This is a genomic window from Streptomyces sp. NPDC111628 (assembly GCF_055635195.1).
The window spans coordinates 311,142-333,750 of sequence record NZ_JBVKBZ010000007.1 but is presented as its reverse complement, the minus strand read 5'-3'; the positions used below and the strand labels follow the sequence as shown (position 1 = coordinate 333,750).

The window sequence follows — 22,609 nt, the reverse complement described above, 5'->3', positions numbered from 1 at the left end:
GCCGCTCACCAGCACATGCGCGTGAGGGGGTGACCACCGTCCGGGTGGTCACCCCCTCACGCGTACCCATGAGCGCCCGTCGACGAGCGCCCGTCGACGCGCCGAGACACCGGCCCGGGGCGCCGACCCGAGGTGGGGTCGGCGCCCGTTCGGCTCAGCCCTCCTGGTCCGACGTCCTGCGCCACTCCGGCCGGGCGGCCGCGGCCCGCCGTTTCAGCGCCGTCCACCGGGCAGACACCGTCCAGGTCACCCGGACGGCCGAACGCGGGGCGAACCGTGCGCGCAGCCGCGTTCCGCGGCCGACCGTGGCCCGCAGCCCGGCGGTCGCCAGCCGCACATCCTCCGCCAGCCCCGCGACCGGACGCGGGCGGGGCGCGTAGAGGACCTGCTCCACGGCGTCCGCGACCCGGTGCACCGCCTGTGCGGCCGTCGGCTCGAGCCGGCCCAGCCGGACGATGCGGGCCGCCGCCTTGCGCGGGGTCTGCGAGTCCTGCGGCAGGATGCCGAGGTCCCACGCGGCGTCGGTCAGCTCCTGCCACACCGCGAGGGTGTGCGGGCCGACGTCCGCCGCACCGCGGCCGTGCGCCCCGAGCCGTACCGCCCTGGCGCGCAGCCGCCACAGCATCGGTGCCAGCGGGAGCAGCAGCACCACGAGCCCGGCCAGGGCCCAGGCCAGCAGCGCGTACCACTTCGGTCCGTCGCCGCCGGTGACGGGCACGGCCACCGCGGACTCGGTGGAGCAGGCGTCCAGCTTCTTGTCCTGCGGGGAGCAGGTGTCGCTCGACGAGGGGGCCGCGGACGGCTCCGTCTGTGCGCTCTGCGACGGCAGGGCCGGGTCCGGCACCGAGCTGCCCGGCCGGTCCGTGATGGTGTACGACGGGGTCGAGCCACGCGTCGGCGTCGGCTCGAAGCGGGTCCAGCCCACGCCCTCGAAGTACACCTCGGGCCACGCGTGCGCGTCCCGCAGCCCCACCGAAACCGAGCCGTCCGCCTGCGGGGAGCCCGGCGCGAAGCCGACCGCGACCCTGGCCGGAATGCCCAGGGAACGGGCCATCGCCGCCATGGCGAAGGAGAAGTGGACGCAGAAGCCCTCCTTGTCCTTCAGGAACCGGGCGATCGCCTCCGAGCCGCTGCCGACCTTGACCTGGGTGTCGTACTCGAAGCCGCCGTTGACCGCGAAGTACTCCTGGAGCTTGACCGCCTGCTCGTAGGGGTTCGCGGCGCCGGCGGTGACCTCCCGGGCGGTCCGGGAGACCACGTCGGGCAGCGAGTCCGGCAGCTGCGTGTACTCGCGTGTGAGTGCCGCCGACGGCGGTGGTGCCGCGGCGAGCTGCTCCGCCGTCGGCTGCACGTTCAGGCTGCGTACCTCGTACTTCAGCCCGCGGGTGTTCTGGCCGTGGTCGCCGACCAGGGTCATGCCGACGGGTTCGAAGCGCCAGTTGCCCGCGACGCGCACGCCGCTGGGCGGGTAGGGCATCGGCAGCCAGTCCTGCGCGTACCAGTCCGCGGCCGAGACCAGGGCCCGGGTCTCCGTGCGCTTGATGTCGGGGCCGAGGCCGGCCGGGGTGGGGAAGGTGCCCTCCGGCACGGCGGTGATGCGCCGCTTGGACGGCTTCCACGTGGTGCCGTCGAAGTCGTCCAGGGACACGATGCGCAGGTACAGGTCGGACAGGTCCTCGGAGTCCGTCTGGACGGAGAGGACCTGCCGGTCCTCGTTCACGTTCAGGCTGTCCCGCAGGGAGACCAGCGGGTTCACCGCCGAGATCGTGCCGCCGCCACCGGTGCCGGAGCCCACGCCGCCGCCGGCGCCGTCCAGCAGCCCGCCGTCCATCGCGGGCAGGGCGAGCGGCACCACCAGCGCGATGCCCAGCGCGAAGGCGCCGATGCGCCGTCCGGTGCGGACCGGGGCCAGGGCGCGCCCCTGCTCCGGGCCCGGTGGGCGCGAGGAGCCGCCGAAGACCCGGCCCCACTGCGAGAGCCGGTCACGTCCCTCGGCCAGGAGCAGCATCAGATAGCCGACCGCCGCGACCAGGAACCAGAGCCAGTCGGCGCCGCCCTCGGACAGCCCCGCGGCCACCGAGTAGAGGGCGAGCAGGGGCAGGCCGGCCGGGGCGGCACTGCGGAAGGTCACCGCGAGGGTGTCCACCAGCAGCCCGATCACCAGAACGCCGCCGACCAGCATCAGCCGGATGCCGTCGGACTCCAGCGGCGCCGGGATCGCGTACCGGGCGATGTCGTCGCCGCCCTGCTGGAGCAGGTCGGCGAAGCGCTGGAAGGCCTGCGGGCCGGGGATCAGACCGGCGAGCGCCTGCTGCCGGGCGAAGACCAGGGTCAGCAGTACCAGCGTGACCACGGCCTGCGCCGCGATGGTCAGCGGCCGGGCCAGCGGCACCCGCCGGGCCACCGCGCCCACCCCCGACTGCACCGCCAGCAGCACCGCCGCCTGGAGGATCCACGTGGCCGGTTCGACCAACGGCAACAGCGCACAGGCGGCCATCAACGTGGCCGCCCACGCGCACACCGCCAACCGCGCGCGCCCGCTCATCACGCCCCCTCCGAGCCGGCCGGTGTCGCGAGGGTGGTGCGTTCGTGGTCGGCCAGCCGCCACACTTCCTCCACGGTGGCACCCCGGGGGACCGCCACGGCGGTCCAGCCCGCCTCGCGGAGCATCCGCAGCCGCTCGTCGCTCCCGGCCGACGGGCCGGGCACGTCGGCCGGTTCCCGGGCCCACGTCTCGCTGTCCAGGACGAAGGCGACGGCGCCGCCGCCCCGCTGCCGCATCTTCGCCACCACCGTGGCCTGCTCCTCGTCCAGGTCGCCGAAGAACGCCACCAGCAGCCCCTCGTTCCCGCCGCGCAGCATGTCGTACGCCCGCGACAGGCTCGTGTCGTCCGAGTGGTCGATCACGGCGAGGGTGTCCATCATCAGACCGGCCGCGTCGGCCGTCCCCTGGCTCGCGCCCGCGAAGCCGTCGGCGCCCTCGCCCGGCACCGCGTCGCCGGAGCCGGTGAGCAGCCGGACGGAGAAGCCCCGCTCCAGCATGTGCACCAGCACGGACGCCGCGCCCGACACCGCCCACTCGAAGGCCGAGTCGGGGCCCGCGCCCTCGAAGGCCACGACCCGGGTGTCGAGCAGCACCGTGCAGCGGGCCCGCTGCGGCTGCTCCTCGCGGCGCACCATCAGCTCGCCGTAGCGCGCGGTGGAGCGCCAGTGCACGCGGCGCAGGTCGTCGCCGTACCGGTACCCGCGCGGGATCACGTCGTCGTCACCGGCCAGGGCGAGCGAGCGCTGCCGTCCCTCGCCGTACCCCTTCGCCTCCCCGCTCAGCCGCACCGGCGGCAGCGCCTCCACCCGCGGGATCACGGTCAGGGTGTCGTACGTCGAGAAGGAGCGGGTCAGCTCGCACAGGCCGAACGGGTCGGTCAGGCGCAGCTGCAACGGGCCCAGCGGGAAGCGGCCGCGCAGGTCGGAGCGGACCCGGTAGGACACCTCGCGGCGACCGCCCGGCTCCACCCGGTCGAGCACGAAGCGGGGCCGCGGACCGAGTACGTAGGGCACCCGGTCCTGGAGCATCAGCAGACCGGTGGGCAGCCGGGAGACGTTGTCGACGCGCAGATGCACCCTGGCCTCGCTGCCCGCGGGCACCCGCCCGGGGGAGAGCCGGCGACTGCCCGCGACCCGGTAGCGCGTGCGGTAGAGCACGGCCGCGCAGACCAGCGGCAGGGCGCCCAGGAGCAGCCCGACGCGCAGCAGGTCGCTCTGGCCCAGGACGTACGCGCAGACCGCGGCCGCGATGCCGGCGGCCAGGAAGGAGCGCCCGCGGGTGGTCAGACCGGAAAGAGCGGTCCGGATGCCGCCGCCCTCGCCCCGGTCGGCCTCGGACCGGTCCGTCCCCCCGGCGTCCATCACAGCCTCCGCGGCGGCTGCTGACCGTACGCCGACGTGCCGCGGCCCATGCCGAAGCCCGTCTGCTGCTGAGGCTCCGCGGGCACCGCGGTGCGCTGCAGGATCTCCTGGACGACCTGCTCGGCGGTGCGGCGGTTGAGCTGGGCCTGCGCGGTCGGCAGCAGCCGATGGGCCAGGACGGCGACCGCGAGGGCCTGCACGTCGTCCGGCAGCGCGTAGTCCCGGCCGCTCAGGGCGGCGGACGCCTTCGCCGCGCGCAGCAGGTGCAGCGTGGCACGCGGCGAGGCGCCGAGTCTGAGGTCCGGGTGGGTGCGGGTGGCGGCGACCAGGTCCACCGCGTACCGCCGGACCGGATCCGCCACGTGGACGCCGCGGACCGCCTCGATCAGCTTCAGGATGTCGTGCGCGTGCGCCACCGGCTGGAGGTCGTCCAGCGGACTGGCCCCGCCGTGCACGTCCAGCATCTGCAACTCGGCCTCCGGGCTCGGATAACCGATGGAGACCCGGGCCATGAAACGGTCCCGCTGGGCCTCCGGAAGGGGGTAGGTCCCCTCCATCTCGACCGGGTTCTGCGTCGCCACCACCATGAAGGGACTGGGCAGCTCGTAGGTCTGGCCGTCGATGGTGACCTGACGCTCCTCCATCGACTCGAGCAGCGCCGACTGCGTCTTCGGCGACGCGCGGTTGATCTCGTCGCCGATCACCACCTGCGCGAAGATCGCGCCCGGCTTGAACTCGAAGTCCCGCCGCTGCTGGTCCCAGATCGACACCCCGGTGATGTCCGAGGGCAGCAGGTCCGGCGTGAACTGGATCCGGCGCACGGAACAGTCGATGGACCGCGCCAGCGCCTTGGCCAGCATGGTCTTGCCGACGCCCGGCACATCCTCGATCAGCAGGTGCCCCTCGGCCAGCAGCACGGTCAGCGAGAGCCGTACGACCTCGGGCTTGCCCTCGATCACGTCCTCCACCGAACCGCGGACCCGCTCGACCACAGCGGTCAGATCTTCCCCCACGCTCCCGTACGCTCGCGCGGCGGTGCCTCCACGGCTCGCCTGATCGTCATAGGTCGTCACCCGGCCCTCCTCGGCCTTTCCCCGCACTCCCTGGGGAGTGGGGGTACCCCAACTTGCCGGCCGGCCCCGCACCGCGGACCGGCCCACCCCGAATCACGGACACCGAGCGGAAAAAGTTCCGCGCGACACCACTTCCCGCATTCTTGCCGCCGTTACCGATTCGTGTCACTCGCCTGTGGACAACTGGCCGCGATATGTCGGCCCTTACGGCCTTTGCGGAGCTTGCACGGCGGGAGCGTCGGGGCGGACCGCCGGATCAGGCGGGGTCGACCTCGCGCAGCAGCCCGGTCTTCACGTCGAAGACGAAACCGCGCACGTCCTCGGTGTGCAGCAGGAACGGCGAGGTGCGCACCCGCTCGATCGACTGCCGCACGTCCTGGTCGGCGTCCCGGAAGGCCTCCACCGCCCACGCGGGACGCTGGCCCACCTCCAGCTCCAGATCGTGCCGGAACTCCTCGGTGATGGTCTCCATGCCGCAGCCCGTGTGGTGGATGAGGGCCACGCTGCGGGTGCCGAGCGCCCGCTGGCTGATGGTCAGGGACCGGATCACGTCGTCGGTGACGACACCGCCCGCGTTGCGGATCGTGTGGCAGTCGCCGAGCTTCAGGCCGAGCGCGGCGTGCAGGTCCAGGCGTGCGTCCATGCAGGCCACGACGGCGACGCGCTGTACGGGGCGGGCATCCATGCCGGGGTCGGCGAACGCCGCGGCGTAGCGTTCGTTCGCCTCGACGAGCCGGTCGGTGACGGTGTGGTCGGCCGCTATGGCGGATTCGGAGGCGGCGGGTACCGATGCAGAAGTCGTCATATCCATGACGTTACTGGCCGTCCCGGCCCGTGGCCCGCTGTGAAGCGGGACAAAGAACGTCATCGAGGCTTGTTGTGAGCCAACCCACAGGGTGGTGGGATTGCGGCCGTACGAGTGAAAAGCCGTGCGATGCCGGTTTGCTGACACCGGTGTCCGCGACGCGCAGGCCGGTTGATTGACCGGGCGACACCGTGGACTAAAGTGACGCGAAGCGGGAGGCGAGGTCCTCCCTGCTGGACTGAATTCCCCGGAGACCTGGGCGACGTCCCGCCAGATCTCCCCACGTGCGCGGCGCGTACGTACGGCTCGGCCTCCTCCCGCTCCCGGCCGGCCGACGCTTTTGGCGCCGGCAGGCCTCCCCTTCAGATGCGAGCGGGAGGGGACCCGGCAGTGCGTGACGCCGCGCCGGACCTGAGAGGCCGCCCCACTTGAGCCAGAGTCGACACGTCCCGGTGATGCTCCAGCGGTGTCTGGACCTGCTGGCACCCGCCCTGACGGAGCCGGGAGCCGTGGTCGTCGACTGCACGCTGGGACTCGGCGGGCACAGCGAGGCGCTCCTCGAACGCTTCCCCGAGGCCCGGCTCGTCGCCCTCGACCGCGACAAGGAGGCCCTGCGCCTGTCCGGCGAGCGGCTCGCCCCGTACGGCGAACGCGCCACCCTCGTGCACGCCGTCTACGACGAGCTGCCCGACGTGCTCGACCGGCTCGGCGTCCCCCGCGTCCAGGGCGTGCTGTTCGACCTCGGCGTCTCCTCCATGCAGCTCGACGAGGCCGACCGCGGCTTCGCCTACGCCCAGGACGCCCCGCTCGACATGCGGATGGACCAGAGCACCGGCATGAGCGCCGCCGAGGTCCTCAACACCTACCCGCCCGGCGAACTCGTCCGCATCCTGCGGGCGTACGGCGAGGAGAAGCAGGCCAAGCGGATCGTGTCCGCCGTCGTGCGCGAGCGCGAGAAGGAGCCGTTCACCAACAGCGCCCGCCTGGTGGAGCTGATCCGCGCGGCACTGCCGCAGGCCGCCAAGCGCACCGGCGGCAACCCGGCCAAGCGCACCTTCCAGGCCCTGCGCATCGAGGTCAACGGCGAGCTGTCCGTCCTGGAGCGGGCGATCCCGGCCGCCGTCGAGTCGGTCGCGGTCGGCGGGCGGATCGCCGTGCTGTCGTACCACTCGCTGGAGGACCGGCTGGTCAAACAGGTGTTCGCGGCCGGTGCCGCCAACACCGCGCCGCCCGGCCTGCCCGTCGTCCCCGAGCAGTACGCACCGCGGCTCAAGCTGCTCACCCGCGGTGCCGAACTCCCCACCGAGGAGGAGATCGCCGAGAACCGGCGCGCGGCACCGGCACGGCTGCGCGGCGCCGAGCGCATCAGGGAGTCCCTCGGGTGAAGGGAGTCCCTCGGGCGGAGCGAGCGAGGCAGGCCGGGCACCGGTGCGGACGACACCCCCTAGGGGAGGGCGTGTGAGCAGGAAACCCGAACTGAAGGGCAGGGCGGCCCGACTGGCCCGGCTCCTGCCCATCGGCGGCCCCCGGGGCCAGGCGGCCCGGGCGCCGTTCGTCCTCCTGGTCGTCGTCCTCCTCGGCGGCGGCCTCATCGGGCTCCTCGTGCTGAACTCCGCGCTGAGCGAGGGCTCCTTCCAGCTGGACGACCTCAAGCAGCGGACCAAGGAGCTCACCGACGAGGAACAGGCGCTCCAGCGGGACATCGACGCCTACTCCGCCCCCCGGGCCCTCCAGCGCCGCGCCCGCGAACTGGGCATGGTGCCCGGCGGCGACCCCGCCTTCCTCGACCCCGACGGCAAGGTCAAGGGCTCGCCCAGCCCGGCCCCCGCCGCGGCCGCCCCGCTCGTCCTCGCTCCCGAGGCGCTGGCCTCGACGTCCGCCGGCGCGTCCACGGTCACGCCGTCCCCCTACACCGAGCCCTCCGGCCCGGCCCCCACGCCCACCACCGCGGCCGCATCCGGCACAGCCGTCACCCCCACCACCGCGGCGCCGCCCACCCCGACCCCGACTCCCGGTAGGTGACGGAAGTGTCCGACAGGGAACCGCCGCGCCGCCGGGTGCCCGGACCCGCGAGGCCCGTCCGCTCCGGCGGCGGGCGCCGCCCGGGGCCCGGCGCCCGGCCGGCCCGCAGGCCGGGACCGCCCCGCCCGGCGCCCCGCGCCTTCCGGCTGGGCAGCCCGCGCCCCCGGCTGCGCATGATCGGCCTCGCGCTGACCCTGGTGCTGGCCGCGTTCGTCGTACGGCTCCTCCAGGTGCAGGCCGTGGACGCCGGCACCTACTCGGCGAAGGCCGAGCAGAACCGCTACGTCGTACACACCCTGCCCGCCGAGCGCGGCGGGATCACCGACCGCAACGGGGTCTCCCTCGCGAGCACCGTGGACTCCTACGACATCACCGCCGACCCCACGATGTTCACCCGCGAGCAGCTGAAGGTCGACGACGGACCCGAGCAGGCGGCGGCGCTCCTCGCGCCGATCCTCGGCCAGGACCAGGAGCAGCTGGCCAAGGTGCTCCGTCCGAAGAACAAGGAACTGCGCTACGTCCGCCTCGCGCGCCGGCAGACCCCCCAGGTCTGGAACCAGATCAAGGACCTGAAGACCGCGCTCACCACGAAGGCGGAGACCGACAGGTCGACGGTCAACGTGCTCGCGGGCGTCTTCGCCGACCCCAGCAGCAAGCGGGTGTACCCGGGCGGCGACCTCGCCGCCGGCATCCTCGGCTGGGTCGGCGCCGACGGCAAGGGCGGCGGCGGCCTGGAGCGGAAGCTGGACAAGACGCTGGCCGGCGAGGACGGCAAGATCCGCTACGCCCAGTCCGGCGGGCGCCAGGTGCCCACCGCCGGGTCCACCGAGACGCCCGCCGTGCCGGGCAGCGACGTCGAGCTGACCATCGACCGCGACATCCAGTGGGCCGCGCAGCACGCCATCAGCGAGCAGGTGGAGAAGTCCAAGGCGGACGGCGGCTACGTCATCGTCCAGGACACCACCACCGGCGAGATCCTCGCCATGGCCAACTCGCCCGGCTTCGACCCGGGCGACCTCGCCCACGCCGACCCCGCGGCGCTGGGCAACGCCGCGCTCCAGGACGCCTTCGAACCGGGCTCCACCGCCAAGGTGCTGTCCATGGCGGCCGTGCTGGAGGAGAACGTCGCCACGCCGGGCACCCACATCACCGTCCCCAACCGGCTCAAGCGCGGCGACCGGCTCTTCAAGGACGACATCGACCACCCGACCTGGTACCTCACGCTCAACGGCGTGCTCGCCAAGTCCAGCAACATCGGCACGATCATGGCCACCGGAGAGCTGGGCAAGACCCAGGCCGAGGCCAACAAGGTGCTCTACTCCTACCTGCGCAAGTTCGGCCTCGGCGGCTACAGCGGGCTCGGCTTCCCCGGCGAGACCAAGGGCATCCTCGCGCCGCCCGACCAGTGGTCGACCTCGCAGCAGTACACGATCCCTTTCGGCCAGGGCGTCTCCGTGAACGCGCTCCAGGCGGCCTCCATCTACTCGACCGTCGCCAACGGCGGCGTCCGCATCGAACCCACGCTGGTCCGCGGCACGAAGGGCGCCGACGGACGCTTCACTCCGGCCCCGGAACCCAAGAAGACCCGCGTGACCAGTGAGAAGACCGCGAAGACCCTCTCGCAGATGCTGGAGTCCGTCGTCGACGACGAGGAGGGCACCGGCACCAAGGCGCGCATCCCCGGCTACCGGGTGGCGGGCAAGACGGGCACGGCCAACCGGGTGGATCCGGCCACCGGCAAGTACCACGGCTACACCTCGTCGTTCGCCGGGTTCGCCCCCGCCGACAAGCCTCGCGTCACCGTCTACTGCGCCATCCAGAACGCCACCGAGGGCAGCTACTTCGGCGGCCAGATCTGCGGCCCCATCTACAAGCAGGTCATGGAGTTCGCCCTGAAGACCCTCCAGGTGCCGCCGACCGGGGCCGCCCCCGCGAGGCTCCCGGTCACCTTCAAACCCTGAGCCGTACCGCCCCTCCCCCCCCCCGCACCGAGCCCGTACCGAGCCAGCGCCGATTCAGTACCGAGCCACCAGGAACCACCCGTGACGACGATCACCCCCGACCCCGGGAACCAGAGCACCCCCCAGGCCTCGTCCCAGCCCTCGCTTCGCCCCCAGGCGGGTACTGCCGGTACGCTCACCGCCGTGCCACACCCTGATCAGTCCCAAACCACCCAGAAGGGCCACCCCGTGACATACCCGGGACCGCCCCGGCCGGTGCGGATCTCCGCCACACCCCTCGCGGAACTCGCCGATCAACTGGGTACCTCCGCGCCGGACGGCTCCGCCGAGGTCACGGGCATCACCCACGACTCGCGCGCCGTCCGCCCCGGCGACCTGTACGCAGCCCTCCCCGGAGCCCGCGCCCACGGCGCCGACTTCGTCACCCAGGCCGCGGGCCTCGGTGCCGCGGCCGTGCTGACCGACCCGGCCGGCGCGGAGCGCGTCGCCGCCACCGGTCTGCCGGCGCTCGTCGTCGACGACCCGCGCGCGCGGATGGGCGAGCTGGCGGCCACGATCTACGGCCACCCCGGCCGCGACCTGCTCCAGATCGGCATCACCGGCACCTCCGGCAAGACCACCACCGCCTACCTCGTCGAGGGCGGCCTGCGCACGGCGAAGTCCACCGGGCTGATCGGCACGGTCGAGATGCGCATCGGCGACGAGCGCATCAAGTCCGAGCGGACCACGCCCGAGGCCACCGACCTCCAGGCGCTGTTCGCGGTGATGCGCGAGCGCGGCACCGACGCGGTCGCCATGGAGGTCTCCAGCCACGCCCTGGTGCTCGGCCGCGTCGACGCCTGCGTCTTCGACATCGCGGTCTTCACCAACCTCAGCCCGGAGCACATGGAGTTCCACTCCGGCATGGAGGACTACTTCCAGGCCAAGGCGCAGCTCTTCACCCCCGAGCGCAGCAAGCTCGGCGTGGTCAACGTCGACGACGAGTACGGGCGCCGCCTCGCGGGCGAGGCCACCGTCCCGGTCGTCACCTACTCCGCCGAGGGCCACCCCGACGCCGACTGGCGCGCCGACGAGGTCGAGGTCGGCCCGCTGGACTCCGCGTTCACCGTGCTCGGGCCGAAGGGCGAGCGGATCGCCGCCAAGTCGCCGCTGGCCGGGCCGTTCAACGTGGCGAACACCCTCGCCGCCATCGTCGCCCTGGCCGCCGCCGGGCTCGACCCGCAGAGCGCCGCCGACGGCGTCGCCGCCGTACCGGGCGTGCCGGGCCGCCTCGAGCGCGTGGACGAGGGCCAGCCCTACTTCGCGGTGGTCGACTACGCCCACAAGACCGACGCCGTCGAGTCGGTCCTGCGGGCCCTGCGCAAGGTCACCGAGGGCAAGCTGCACGCCGTGCTCGGCTGCGGCGGCGACCGGGACACCACCAAGCGGGAGCCGATGGGCGCCGCCGTGGCCCGGTTCGCCGACACCGCCGTACTGACCTCCGACAACCCGCGCTCCGAGGACCCCCTCGCGATCCTCGCCACCATGCTCCAGGGCGCGGCGTCGGTGCCCGCGCACGAGCGCGGTGAGGTGCAGGTCTTCGAGGACCGGGCCGCCGCGATCGCCGCCGCCGTCGCCCGGGCCGAGCCCGGCGACACCGTGCTGGTGGCGGGCAAGGGCCACGAGCAGGGCCAGGACATCGCCGGGGTCGTCCGTCCCTTCGACGACCGCGAGGTGCTGCGCGAAGCCATCAAGAAGACCCAGGGACGAGATCCCGAATGATCCCGGGGACGAGATCCCGAATGATCCAGCCGATCCTGATCCTGATCCAGGGGACGAACTTGTGATCACCCTCTCACTCGCCGAGATCGCAGAAGTCGTCGGCGGGCGGATGCACGACATACCGGACCCGTCCGCCGAGGTCGCCGGGCCGGTCGTCCGGGACTCCCGGGAGGCCGGGCCCGGCAGCCTCTTCGTCGCCTTCGTCGGCGAACGGGTCGACGGCCACGACTTCGCCGCGCAGGTCGTCGAAGCGGGTGCGGTGGCCGTCCTCGGCTCCCGCCCCGTCGGCGTGCCCGCGATCGTCGTGGACGACGTCCAGGCCGCCCTCGGCGCCCTCGCCCGGCACGTCGTGCGACGCCTCGGCACCACCCTCGTGGCCCTCACCGGGTCGGCCGGCAAGACCAGCACCAAGGACCTGATCGCCCAGGTACTGCGCCGCAAGGCGCCCACGGTGTTCACGCCCGGCTCCATGAACAACGAGGTCGGGCTGCCGCTCACCGCGCTCACCGCCACCGACGAGACCAGGTTCCTCGTCCTGGAGATGGGCGCCCGCGGCATCGGCCACATCCGGTACCTCTGCGAGCTGACGCCGCCGAGGATCGGCCTCGTCCTGAACGTCGGCTCCGCGCACATCGGCGAGTTCGGCGGCCGGGAGCAGATCGCCCGGGCCAAGGGCGAGCTCGTCGAGGCGCTGCCGCCGGCCGAGGAGGGCGGCACCGCGGTCCTCAACGCGGACGACCCGCTCGTACGGGCCATGGCCTCCCGAACGAAGGCGAAGGTGATCCTTTTCGGAGAGTCCGGCGAAGCGGACGTTCGAGCCGAGAACGTGCGACTCACGGACACCGGACAGCCTTCCTTCAGCCTTCACACACCCTCCGGTGCAAGCGATGTGACCATGCGCCTGTACGGTGAGCACCACGTGTCGAACGCGCTCGCCGCGGCCGCCGTCGCCCACGAGTTGGGCATGTCCGCAGACGAGATCGCCACCGCGCTCTCCGAGGCGGGCTCCCTCTCCCGCTGGCGGATGGAGGTCACCGAGCGCCCGGACGGCGTGACGGTCGTCAACGACGCCTACAACGCGAACCCCGAGTCCATGAAGGCCGCGCTGCGTGCGCTCGTCGCCATGGGAAAGGGGCGCCGTACGTGGGCGGTGCTCGGCAAGATGGCCGAGCTCGGGGACGAGGCGCTCGCCGAGCACGACGCGGTCGGACGGCTCGCCGTCCGGCTCAACGTCAGCAAGCTCGTCGCGGTCGGGGGCAGGGAAGCCCAATGGCTGCAACTGGGCGCATATAACGAGGGTTCGTGGGGTGAGGAGTCGGTGCACGTGTCCGACGCACAGGCGGCGGTCGACCTGTTGCGCAGCGAGTTGCGCCCAGGAGACGTCGTGCTCGTGAAGGCGTCCCGTTCGGTGGGTCTGGAAAGCGTCGCCACGGCGCTCCTCGAGACCGGCGCCGAGGGTGAGGTTGCCGCCCGATGATGAAGCAGATCCTGTTCGCAGGAGTCATTGGCCTCTTCCTCACGCTGGTCGGCACCCCGCTGCTGATCAAGCTCCTGGCCCGCAAGGGCTACGGCCAGTACATCCGCGACGACGGACCGCGCGAGCACGCCAGCAAGCGCGGTACGCCGACCATGGGTGGTATCGCCTTCATCCTGGCGACGGTCGCCGCGTACTTCCTCGCCAAGGGCATCACCAGCTATCTGGACCCCGACATCGACGCGGGGCCGACCTTCTCCGGTCTGCTGGTGATCGGCCTGATGGTGGGCATGGGCCTGGTCGGCTTCCTCGACGACTACATCAAGATCGTCAAACGGCGTTCGCTGGGCCTGCGGGCCAGGGCGAAGATGATCGGCCAGCTCACCGTCGGCATCGCCTTCGCCGTGCTCTCGCTGCAGTTCGCGGACAACCGGGGCAACACCCCGGCGTCCACGAAGCTGTCGTTCATCACCGACTTCGGCTGGACCATCGGCCCGGTGCTGTTCGTCGTCTGGGCGCTGTTCATGATCCTCGCGATGTCGAACGGCGTGAACCTGACCGACGGCCTGGACGGCCTGGCCACCGGCGCCTCCGTCCTGGTCTTCGGTGCCTACACCTTCATCGGCGTCTGGCAGTTCCAGGAGTCCTGCGCCAACGCGCTGACCCTGACCAACCCGGGCGCCTGCTACGAGGTGAGAGACCCGCTCGACCTCGCGGTGGTCGCGTCCGCGCTGATGGGTTCCTGCCTCGGCTTCCTGTGGTGGAACACCTCGCCGGCCAAGATCTTCATGGGCGACACCGGTTCGCTCGCGCTCGGCGGGGTGCTCGCGGGTCTGGCGATCTGCTCGCGCACCGAACTGCTGATGGCCATCCTCGGCGGCCTGTTCGTGCTGATCACCATGTCGGTGGTCATCCAGGTCGGATCCTTCCGCCTCACCGGCAAGCGGGTCTTCCGGATGGCGCCACTCCAGCACCACTTCGAACTCAAAGGCTGGTCCGAAGTCCTTGTCGTGGTCCGTTTCTGGATCATCCAGGGCATCTGTGTGATCGTCGGACTCGGCCTCTTCTACGCGGGATGGGCAACGGACAAGTGACCTCCTCGGTGCCTTCGGAATTCAGCGGCAAGCACGTCACCGTCGCCGGACTCGGCGTCTCCGGCGTCCCGGCGGCCAAGGTGCTGCACGGGCTCGGCGCGCACGTCACCGTCGTCAACGACGGCGACGACGAGAGGGCCCGGACGCAGGCGGCGGAGCTGGAGCCGCTCGGCGTCACCGTGCGCCTCGGCGACGGCGACACCCTGCCCGAAGGCACCGAGCTGATCGTCACCGCACCCGGCTGGAAGCCCACCAAGCCGCTGTTCACGGCGGCCGGACAGGCCGGCGTCCCGGTCTGGGGCGACGTGGAACTGGCCTGGCGGCTGCGCGGCCTGGACGGCCGGAAGCCGGCGCCCTGGCTCGCCGTCACCGGCACCAACGGCAAGACCACCACCGTCCAGATGCTCGCGTCGATCCTGAAGGCGGCCGGTCTGCGCACCGCCGCCGTCGGCAACATCGGCGTCTCCCTGCTGGACGCGGTCACCGGCGACACCGAGTACGACGTGCTCGCGGTCGAACTGTCCAGCTACCAGCTCCACTGGGCGCCCTCGCTGCGTGCCCACTCCGCGGCCGTGCTCAATCTCGCCCCGGACCACCTCGACTGGCACGGCTCGATGGAGGCCTACGCCGCCGACAAGGGCCGCATCTACGAGGGCAATCGCGTCGCCTGCGTCTACAACGTCGCGGACCGGGCGACCGAGGACCTGGTCCGCGCCGCCGACGTCGAAGACGGCTGCCGGGCGGTCGGCTTCACCCTCGGCACGCCCGGGCCCTCCCAACTCGGCGTCGTGGAGGGCCTCCTGGTCGACCGCGCCTTCGTCGAGGACCGGCAGAAGAACGCCCAGGAGCTGGCCGAGGTCTCGGACGTCAACCCGCCGGCCCCGCACAACATCGCCAACGCCCTTGCCGCCGCCGGACTCGCCCGCGCCTTCGGCGTCTCCGCCGCCGCCGTACGGGACGGGCTGCGCGCCTTCACACCGGACGCCCACCGCATCGCGCACGTCGCCGACGTGGACGGGGTGGCCTACGTGGACGACTCCAAGGCCACCAACACGCACGCCACCGAAGCCTCCTTGGCGGCCTACGAGCCGATCGTGTGGATCGCCGGCGGACTGGCCAAGGGCGCGACCTTCGACGAGCTGGTCGCGGGTGCGGCGAAGCGGCTGCGCGGCGCCGTCCTCATCGGCGCCGACCGCGCCCTGATCCGCGAAGCCCTGGCGCGACACGCCCCCGAAGTACCCGTGGTCGACCTCGACCGGACCGACACTGGTGCGATGCTCCAGGCCGTCCAGGAGGCGCGGCGGCTCGCCCGGCCCGGTGACACGGTGCTGCTGGCCCCGGCCTGTGCCTCCATGGACATGTTCACCAACTACAACCAGCGCGGTGACGCGTTCGCGCAGGCCGTTCGCGAACTCGGCGCCTGACCCGGCCGCCTCCTGCCGCCGGGTGAACTCGGGAGGACGCGTGGGACGGTCCATGCCGACGTACAGCGGAGGCCGCGATGCCCGGTAGTCCCCAGAGCCGTACCGGACGTCCGCCCGTGCAGCGGACCGTCAAGCGACCCGCCACCCCCGGGCCGCCGCACGACAACGGCGTGCTCCGCCTCTACCACCGGCTGCGCCGCGCCTGGGACCGGCCGCTGACCGCCTACTACCTGATCTTCGGCGGCAGTGCGCTGATCACCGTGCTCGGCCTGGTGATGGTCTACTCGGCGTCCCAGATCACCGCGCTCCAGCTGTCGCTGCCCGGCTCGTACTTCTTCCGCAAGCAGGCCCTCGCCGCGCTCATCGGCGCCGGTCTCCTGGTCGCCGCGATGAAGATGCCGGTCAAACTGCACCGGGCGCTGGCCTATCCGATCCTCGCCGGAGCCGTCTTCCTGATGATCCTGGTCCAGGTGCCGGGGATAGGAGTGGCGGTCAACGGCAACCAGAACTGGATCGCGCTGGGCGGCTCCTTCCAGATCCAGCCCAGCGAGTTCGGCAAGCTGGCCCTGGTGCTGTGGGGAGCGGACCTGCTCGCCCGCAAGCACGACAAGAAGCTGCTGACCCAGTGGAAGCACATGCTGGTGCCGCTGGTGCCGGCCGCGTTCATGCTGCTCGGGCTGATCATGATCGGCGGCGACATGGGGACCGCGATCATCCTGACGGCGATCCTGTTCGGCCTGCTGTGGCTGGCCGGCGCGCCCACCCGGCTGTTCGCGGGCGTGCTCTCGATCGCCCTGCTGCTCGGCTTCATCCTCATCAAGACCAGCGCGAACCGGATGGCCCGGCTCAACTGCCTCGGTGCCACCGACCCGGGCCCCGGCGACTCCTGCTGGCAGGCCGTGCACGGCATCTACGCCCTGGCCTCCGGCGGACTGTTCGGTTCCGGGCTCGGTGCCAGTGTGGAGAAATGGGGCCAACTCCCCGAGGCGCACACCGACTTCATCTTCGCCGTCACCGGTGAGGAACTGGGCCTGGCGGGGACGCTGTCGGTGCTCGCCCTGTTCGCGGCTCTAGGCTATGCGGGTATCCGCGTGGCCGGACGCACGGAGGACCCCTTCGTGAGGTATGCCGCGGGAGGCGTGACCACCTGGATCACGGCCCAGGCCGTGATCAACATCGGTGCGGTCCTCGGGCTGCTGCCGATCGCCGGTGTCCCGCTCCCGCTGTTCTCCTACGGGGGCTCCGCCCTGCTGCCGACCATGTTCGCCATCGGTCTGCTGATCGCCTTCGCGCGTGACGAACCCGGTGCGCGGGCGGCGCTTGCGTTGCGGCAACCTCGCTTTGGTAGAAAGCGGGGAGCCAGGGGACCCGCGGCCAAGCGGAGCCCTGGGAGTTGGAACACGATGCGACGGCGCGCCTCGAAGGCGCGCTCGTCCGGAGAGCGGTGAATTTCGGTGCATGTCGTACTCGCCGGCGGAGGAACCGCGGGCCACATCGAGCCCGCGCTCGCCCTCGCGGACGCCCTGCGCAGGCAGGATCCGACCGTGGGGATCACGGCCCTGGGCACGGAACGCGGCCTGGAGACCCGCCTGGTGCCCGAGCGGGGTTACGAGCTGGCGCTGATCCCGGCCGTACCGCTGCCGCGCAAGCCCACCCCCGAGCTGATCACCGTCCCGGGCCGGCTGCGGGGGACGATCAAGGCGACCGAGCAGATCCTGGAGCGCACCAAGGCGGACGCCGTGGCCGGCTTCGGCGGTTACGTGGCGCTGCCCGCCTACCTCGCGGCCAAGCGGCTCGGCGTGCCGATCGTCGTCCACGAGGCCAACGCCCGCCCCGGCCTGGCCAACAAGATCGGCTCGCGCTACGCCGCCCAGGTCGCCGTCTCCACTCCCGACAGCAAGCTGCGCAACTCCCGCTACATCGGCATCCCGCTGCGCCGCTCCATCGCCACCCTCGACCGCGCCGCCGCGCGCCCCGAGGCCCGGGCGATGTTCGGTCTCGACCCCAACCTGCCGACGCTGCTGGTCACCGGCGGCTCGCAGGGCGCCCGCCGGCTCAACGAGGTCATCCAGCAGGTCGCGCCCTGGCTCCAGCAGGCCGGCATCCAGATCCTGCACGCGGTCGGACCCAAGAACGAACTGCCGCAGGTTCACCAGATGCCGGGAATGCCCCCGTACATCCCGGTAAGTTATCTGGACCGGATGGACCTCGCGTACGCCGCCGCCGACATGATGCTCTGCCGCGCGGGCGCGATGACCGTCGCCGAACTCTCCGCCGTCGGGCTCCCGGCCGCCTACGTCCCGCTGCCCATCGGCAACGGCGAACAGCGGCTCAACGCCCAGCCGGTGGTCAAGGCCGGCGGCGGGCTGCTGGTCGACGACGCGGAACTCACGCCGGAGTGGCTCCAGCAGAACGTCCTGCCCGTGCTCGCCAACCCGCACCGGCTGTACGAGATGTCCCGCGCCGCCGCCGAGTTCGGCCGCCGGGACGCCGACGACCTCCTCGTCGGCATGGTGTACGAGGCGATCGCCGCCCGTGCGCGCCGCTAGACACGTCTGACGGAAGGCAGGGGAGCGTGGCCGGACCGACCACCGCCGAGCGCGGTGCACGCCAGCAGGAGTCGTCCGGCCCGCCCCGGGTACGCCGGTTCCGCCCGCCCCGCCTTCGTACGATCATCATCCTTGCCGTGGCGCTCGCGCTCGTCGCGGGCGGCGCCGTCTGGGTCCTCTACGGCTCGAACTGGACACGCCTGGAACAGGTGTCGGTCTCGGGAACACGCGTCCTGACGCCCGCGCAGGTGCGCGAGGCCGCCGACGTGCCGGTCGGGGACCCGCTGATTTCGGTCGGCACGGAGACGGTCGAGGCCCGACTGCGCCGGAAATTGCCCCGCATTGACGAGGTCGCCGTGGAGCGTTCCTGGCCGCACGGAATCGAGCTGAAAGTGACCGAGCGTACTCCGGTCCTGATTGCCCAAAAGGGCCGAAACTTCGTGGAAGTGGACGATGAAGGCGTCCGTTTCGCCACGGTTTCCAAGGCCCCGAAAGGCGTGCCCACGCTGGAATTGGAACCCGCCCGTTCCGGCTCCGCCGCGGCGAGCCTGCGCCGCTTCGACGACGACCGCCTGGTGCGCGAGGCGGTACGGGTGGCCGGCCGGCTCCCGGACCGGGTCGCCCGGGACACACGGGTCGTCAAGGTCCGTTCCTACGACGACATCTCGCTGGAGTTGAGCGGCGAGCGGACCGTGTCGTGGGGGAGCGGTGAGCAGGGTGTGCAGAAAGCCCGCGCACTCACCGCGCTCATGAAAGCGACCCCCGACGCGCGGCACTTCGACGTGAGCGTTCCCACCGCCCCGGCGTCATCCGGGAGTTGACGGGTATACGCGCAGGCCAGCACCCTGGTTGGGCAGCGCTACGGCTGATCACATAGGGTGAAAAGAAAAACGGGAGGTTCGGCGTGTTCGTTGAACGTGCGCCACTTGTCGACTTAGTGTCCTGTTCGGAAGAGTCCAAGGAACAGACACACTGGTAACCCTAAACTTCAGCGTTAGGGTTCGGGTCGGCGCTACGGACCGTCCCAATCGGCATCAGTCGTCGGGTCGCGGGGGCATCAGTGCTTCGGCGGTCGGGCGACACGTAACTCGAGGCGAGAGGCCTTCGACGTGGCAGCACCGCAGAACTACCTCGCAGTCATCAAAGTCATCGGTGTCGGCGGCGGTGGTGTCAATGCCATCAACCGGATGATCGAGGTCGGTCTCAAGGGCGTCGAGTTCATCGCCATCAACACCGACGCACAGGCGCTGTTGATGAGCGACGCCGACGTCAAGCTCGACGTCGGCCGCGAACTCACCCGCGGACTCGGCGCCGGAGCCAACCCGGCCGTCGGCCGCAAGGCCGCCGAGGACCACCGCGAGGAGATCGAGGAGGTCCTCAAGGGGGCCGACATGGTCTTCGTGACAGCCGGAGAAGGCGGCGGCACCGGCACCGGCGGCGCGCCCGTCGTGGCCAACATCGCCCGCTCGCTGGGCGCCCTCACCATCGGCGTGGTCACCCGCCCGTTCACCTTCGAGGGACGGCGCCGGGCCAACCAGGCCGAGGACGGCATCGCGGAACTCCGCGAAGAGGTCGACACCCTCATCGTCATCCCCAACGACCGGCTGCTGTCCATCTCGGACCGCCAGGTCAGCGTGCTCGACGCGTTCAAGTCCGCCGACCAGGTGCTGCTGTCCGGTGTGCAGGGCATCACCGACCTCATCACCACCCCCGGCCTGATCAACCTGGACTTCGCCGACGTGAAGTCGGTCATGTCCGAGGCGGGTTCGGCCCTCATGGGCATCGGCTCGGCACGCGGCGACGACCGTGCGGTGGCCGCCGCCGAGATGGCGATCTCCTCGCCGCTGCTCGAGGCGTCCATCGACGGCGCCCGCGGCGTGCTGCTCTCCATCTCCGGCGGCTCCGACCTCGGCCTGTTCGAGATCAACGAGGCCGCCCAGCTGGTCAGCGAGGCCGCCCACCCCGAGGCCAACATCATCTTCGGCGCGGTCATCGACGACGCCCTCGGCGACGAGGTGCGGGTCACCGTGATCGCGGCCGGCTTCGACGGGGGCCAGCCGCCGTCCAAGCGGGACAACGTCCTCGGGTCCTCCTCGGCCAAGCGCGAGGAGCCCACCCCGGCCCGGCCGTCCGAGAGCCGCCCGTCCTTCGGCTCGCTCGGCAGCGTGAAGCCCAAGGAGGAGCCCGAGCAGGCGCCCGCGCCGGAGCCGGTGGCCGACCTGCCGGTCTCCCCGCCGCCGGTCCCGCCGTCGCGGACCTACTCGGACAGCGCGGCCGAGGAACTGGACGTGCCGGACTTCCTGAAGTGATAGGACAGCGCGACACCGTGAACGGCGCGCACTTCGGCTTCACCGACCGGTGGGGCGGAGTGAGCGCCGTTCCGTACGAGGAGCTCAACCTCGGCGGCGCGGTCGGCGACGACCCCGGCGCCGTCACGGCCAACCGCGAGCTGGCCGCCAAGTCGCTGGGCGTCGACCCGGACCGGGTGGTCTGGATGAACCAGGTGCACGGCGCCGACGTCGCCGTGGTCGACGCCCCCTGGGGTGACCGCCCGGTCCCGCGGGTCGACGCGGTCGTCACCGCCGAGCGCGGTCTCGCCCTCGCCGTCCTCACCGCCGACTGCGTTCCGGTCCTGCTCGCCGACCCCGTCTCCGGCATCGCGGCCGCGGCCCACGCGGGCCGGCCGGGCCTGGTCGCCGGGGTGGTCCCCGCCGCCGTACGGGCCATGGCCGAACTCGGGGCGGAACCCGCCAGGATCGTCGCCCGCACCGGGCCCGCCGTGTGCGGCCGGTGCTACGAGGTGCCCGAGGAGATGCGCGCCGAGGTGGCCGCCGTCGAGCCGGCCGCGTACGCCGAGACCAGTTGGGGCACTCCGGCCCTCGACGTGAGCGCCGGAGTGCACGCGCAGCTCGAGCGCCTCGGGGTGCACGACCGGGCGCAGTCGCCGGTGTGCACCCGGGAGTCGGCGGACCACTTCTCGTACCGACGCGACCGCACCACCGGGCGGCTCGCGGGCTATGTGTGGCTGGACTGATGGGGCATGACGGACCGTAAGCACGAACTCGCCGCGAACCTGGCGAAAGTGGAAGAGCGCATCACCGCCGCGTGCGCGGCCGCGGGCCGCCCGCGCCGGGACGTGACCCTCATCGTGGTCACCAAGACCTACCCGGCGGACGATGTGCGCATTCTCTCGGAACTCGGGGTGCGCCACGTCGCGGAGAACCGCGACCAGGACGCGGCGCCCAAGGCCGCCGCCTGCTCGGATCTGCCGCTTTCGTGGCATTTCGTCGGGCAGTTGCAGACCAACAAGGTGCGGTCCGTGGTCGGTTACGCGGATGTCGTGCAGTCCGTCGACCGGGCCCGGCTGGTCACGGCTCTGTCGAAGGAGGCCGTGCGGACCGGTCGTGAAGTGGGCTGTCTCCTCCAGGTGGCGCTGGACGCGGGGGAGGGCGGGCGCGGGGAGCGCGGCGGTGTCCCGCCCGCCGGAATCGAAGAGTTGGCCGACCTGGTCGCCGGATCGGAGGGGCTCCGCCTCGGCGGACTGATGACGGTGGCGCCGCTCACCGGCGAGTACGCCGGACGCCAACAGGCGGCGTTCGAGCACCTCATGGATTTGTCGACCCGCGTGCGCCGGACCCATCCGGCTGCGAACATGGTCTCCGCGGGGATGAGTGCGGACCTCGAACAGGCCGTGGCCGCCGGAGCGACACATGTACGCGTCGGCACTGCGGTACTCGGAGTCCGACCCAGGCTCGGGTAACGTCGCCAAGAAGTCGGACCACAGCAGAAAATATGGTCATTACCGCCGAAAGGCGGACGCAACGACCTCGTGGATCGCAGGCACTTGGAGTCGTCAGCAGATCCACCACAGAGCGGAGGACTCAGAGCATGGCCGGCGCGATGCGCAAGATGGCGGTCTACCTCGGCCTCGTGGAGGACGATGGGTACGACGGCCGGGGGTTCGACCCCGACGACGACTTCGAACCCGAACTGGACCCGGAACCCGAGAGGGATCACCGGCGCCACGAACCCGCGCACCAGCCGCATGGTGCGCATCAGTCCCAAAGGGACGAAGAGGTACGAGTCGTACAACCGCCCGCGCAGCGCGAGCCGATGCCCCGTTCCGCTTCGCTCGCGGCGGAATCGAGTCGTCCGGCGCGCATCGCGCCCGTGGCGTCCATCACACAAGAACGCGCAAGCCTGGAAAAGAGCGCACCGGTCATCATGCCCAAGGTCGTGTCCGAACGAGAGCCCTACCGGATCACCACACTTCACCCCCGGACCTACAACGAGGCCCGTACCATCGGGGAACACTTCCGTGAGGGCACGCCGGTGATCATGAACCTCACTGAGATGGATGACACAGATGCGAAGCGACTTGTCGACTTTGCGGCCGGTTTGGTGTTTGGTCTTCACGGCAGTATCGAGCGGGTGACGCAGAAGGTGTTCCTGCTGTCTCCTGCTAACGTCGATGTCACGGCGGAGGACAAGGCCCGCATCGCAGAGGGCGGGTTCTTCAACCAGAGCTGAGACGCACCAC

The 22,609-nt window shown here is 71.7% G+C and carries 18 protein-coding genes; 14 read left to right on the top strand and 4 right to left on the bottom strand.

The features are described 5' to 3' along the window. Window positions 1-154: 154 nt before the first annotated feature. From ACZ7MF_RS34105 to ACZ7MF_RS34090, 4 genes are all read right to left on the bottom strand, one after another. Complete coding sequence (locus ACZ7MF_RS34105) at window positions 155-2,545, bottom strand: transglutaminase TgpA family protein (RefSeq protein ID WP_471482086.1); 2,391 nt, start codon at window positions 2,543-2,545, stop codon at window positions 155-157. After that, window positions 2,545-3,906: a DUF58 domain-containing protein gene (locus ACZ7MF_RS34100; protein WP_471482085.1), complete on the bottom strand. Its 1,362-nt coding sequence runs from the start codon at window positions 3,904-3,906 to the stop codon at window positions 2,545-2,547. The genes ACZ7MF_RS34105 and ACZ7MF_RS34100 overlap by 1 nt, the downstream gene beginning before the upstream one ends. Then, complete coding sequence (locus tag ACZ7MF_RS34095; RefSeq protein WP_398287168.1) at window positions 3,906-4,979, bottom strand: AAA family ATPase; 1,074 nt, start codon at window positions 4,977-4,979, stop codon at window positions 3,906-3,908. The genes ACZ7MF_RS34100 and ACZ7MF_RS34095 overlap by 1 nt, the downstream gene beginning before the upstream one ends. A 256-nt stretch (window positions 4,980-5,235) precedes the next feature. Further along, window positions 5,236-5,790, bottom strand: a complete 555-nt coding sequence (locus ACZ7MF_RS34090) for a beta-class carbonic anhydrase (RefSeq protein ID WP_162833066.1) — start codon at window positions 5,788-5,790, stop codon at window positions 5,236-5,238. A gap of 422 nt (window positions 5,791-6,212) precedes the next feature. Between ACZ7MF_RS34090 and rsmH the strand changes: the two genes are divergently transcribed. The 14 genes from rsmH to ACZ7MF_RS34020 all read left to right on the top strand — a co-directional run bounded on the left by rsmH (window position 6,213) and on the right by ACZ7MF_RS34020 (window position 22,599). Beyond that, a complete protein-coding gene (gene rsmH, locus ACZ7MF_RS34085; protein WP_356864393.1) occupies window positions 6,213-7,169 on the top strand; it encodes a 16S rRNA (cytosine(1402)-N(4))-methyltransferase RsmH in 957 nt (318 codons plus the stop codon). Window positions 7,170-7,242: 73 nt separating this feature from the next. Continuing rightward, window positions 7,243-7,806 carry a cell division protein FtsL gene (gene ftsL / locus ACZ7MF_RS34080; RefSeq protein WP_471482084.1) on the top strand — a complete coding sequence of 188 codons (564 nt, stop codon included), beginning with the start codon at window positions 7,243-7,245 and terminating at the stop codon, window positions 7,804-7,806. After that, window positions 7,803-9,767: a cell division protein FtsI gene (gene ftsI / locus ACZ7MF_RS34075; protein ID WP_471482083.1), complete on the top strand. Its 1,965-nt coding sequence runs from the start codon at window positions 7,803-7,805 to the stop codon at window positions 9,765-9,767. The genes ftsL and ftsI overlap by 4 nt, the downstream gene beginning before the upstream one ends. A gap of 228 nt (window positions 9,768-9,995) precedes the next feature. Further along, on the top strand, window positions 9,996-11,528 hold the full coding sequence (locus ACZ7MF_RS34070) for a UDP-N-acetylmuramoyl-L-alanyl-D-glutamate--2,6-diaminopimelate ligase (protein WP_471482082.1): 1,533 nt from the start codon (window positions 9,996-9,998) through the stop codon (window positions 11,526-11,528). 61 nt (window positions 11,529-11,589) lie between these two features. Continuing rightward, window positions 11,590-13,005, top strand: a complete 1,416-nt coding sequence (locus ACZ7MF_RS34065) for a UDP-N-acetylmuramoyl-tripeptide--D-alanyl-D-alanine ligase (RefSeq protein ID WP_471482081.1) — start codon at window positions 11,590-11,592, stop codon at window positions 13,003-13,005. Next, on the top strand, window positions 13,005-14,096 hold the full coding sequence (gene mraY, locus ACZ7MF_RS34060) for a phospho-N-acetylmuramoyl-pentapeptide-transferase (RefSeq protein ID WP_356864462.1): 1,092 nt from the start codon (window positions 13,005-13,007) through the stop codon (window positions 14,094-14,096). Before ACZ7MF_RS34065 ends, mraY begins: the two co-directional genes overlap by 1 nt. Window positions 14,097-14,104: 8 nt before the next feature. After that, window positions 14,105-15,520 carry a UDP-N-acetylmuramoyl-L-alanine--D-glutamate ligase gene (murD, locus tag ACZ7MF_RS34055; RefSeq protein ID WP_471482080.1) on the top strand — a complete coding sequence of 472 codons (1,416 nt, stop codon included), beginning with the start codon at window positions 14,105-14,107 and terminating at the stop codon, window positions 15,518-15,520. Between the two features lie 77 nt (window positions 15,521-15,597). Then, complete coding sequence (gene ftsW, locus ACZ7MF_RS34050; protein ID WP_471482079.1) at window positions 15,598-16,968, top strand: putative lipid II flippase FtsW; 1,371 nt, start codon at window positions 15,598-15,600, stop codon at window positions 16,966-16,968. Between the two features lie 6 nt (window positions 16,969-16,974). Continuing rightward, window positions 16,975-18,069 carry an undecaprenyldiphospho-muramoylpentapeptide beta-N-acetylglucosaminyltransferase gene (gene murG / locus ACZ7MF_RS34045; protein ID WP_109031827.1) on the top strand — a complete coding sequence of 365 codons (1,095 nt, stop codon included), beginning with the start codon at window positions 16,975-16,977 and terminating at the stop codon, window positions 18,067-18,069. 26 nt (window positions 18,070-18,095) lie between these two features. After that, entirely contained in the window at window positions 18,096-18,890 is a 795-nt protein-coding gene (gene ftsQ, locus ACZ7MF_RS34040) for a cell division protein FtsQ (protein ID WP_471482078.1), read from the top strand. A gap of 288 nt (window positions 18,891-19,178) precedes the next feature. Further along, complete coding sequence (ftsZ, locus tag ACZ7MF_RS34035) at window positions 19,179-20,378, top strand: cell division protein FtsZ (protein WP_109031829.1); 1,200 nt, start codon at window positions 19,179-19,181, stop codon at window positions 20,376-20,378. Then, window positions 20,375-21,103, top strand: a complete 729-nt coding sequence (gene pgeF / locus ACZ7MF_RS34030; RefSeq protein WP_356864376.1) for a peptidoglycan editing factor PgeF — start codon at window positions 20,375-20,377, stop codon at window positions 21,101-21,103. Before ftsZ ends, pgeF begins: the two co-directional genes overlap by 4 nt. 6 nt (window positions 21,104-21,109) lie before the next feature. Continuing rightward, window positions 21,110-21,829, top strand: a complete 720-nt coding sequence (locus ACZ7MF_RS34025; protein WP_471482077.1) for a YggS family pyridoxal phosphate-dependent enzyme — start codon at window positions 21,110-21,112, stop codon at window positions 21,827-21,829. A 128-nt stretch (window positions 21,830-21,957) separates the two neighbouring features. After that, a complete protein-coding gene (locus ACZ7MF_RS34020) occupies window positions 21,958-22,599 on the top strand; it encodes a cell division protein SepF (protein ID WP_471482076.1) in 642 nt (213 codons plus the stop codon). Window positions 22,600-22,609: the final 10 nt, after the last annotated feature.

Excerpts from the sequence above, each read along its gene's own strand:
- ACZ7MF_RS34105 (WP_471482086.1), bottom strand. The coding sequence starts at position 2,545 with ATGAGCGGGCGCGCGCGGTTGGCGGTGTGCGCGTGGGCGGCCACGTTG.
- ACZ7MF_RS34100 (WP_471482085.1), bottom strand. The coding sequence starts at position 3,906 with ATGGACGCCGGGGGGACGGACCGGTCCGAGGCCGACCGGGGCGAGGGC.
- ACZ7MF_RS34090 (WP_162833066.1), bottom strand. The coding sequence starts at position 5,790 with ATGGATATGACGACTTCTGCATCGGTACCCGCCGCCTCCGAATCCGCC.
- mraY (WP_356864462.1), top strand. The coding sequence starts at position 13,005 with ATGAAGCAGATCCTGTTCGCAGGAGTCATTGGCCTCTTCCTCACGCTG.
- ftsW (WP_471482079.1), top strand. The coding sequence starts at position 15,598 with ATGCCCGGTAGTCCCCAGAGCCGTACCGGACGTCCGCCCGTGCAGCGG.
- ACZ7MF_RS34025 (WP_471482077.1), top strand. The coding sequence starts at position 21,110 with ATGACGGACCGTAAGCACGAACTCGCCGCGAACCTGGCGAAAGTGGAA.
- ACZ7MF_RS34020 (WP_471482076.1), top strand. The coding sequence starts at position 21,958 with ATGGCCGGCGCGATGCGCAAGATGGCGGTCTACCTCGGCCTCGTGGAG.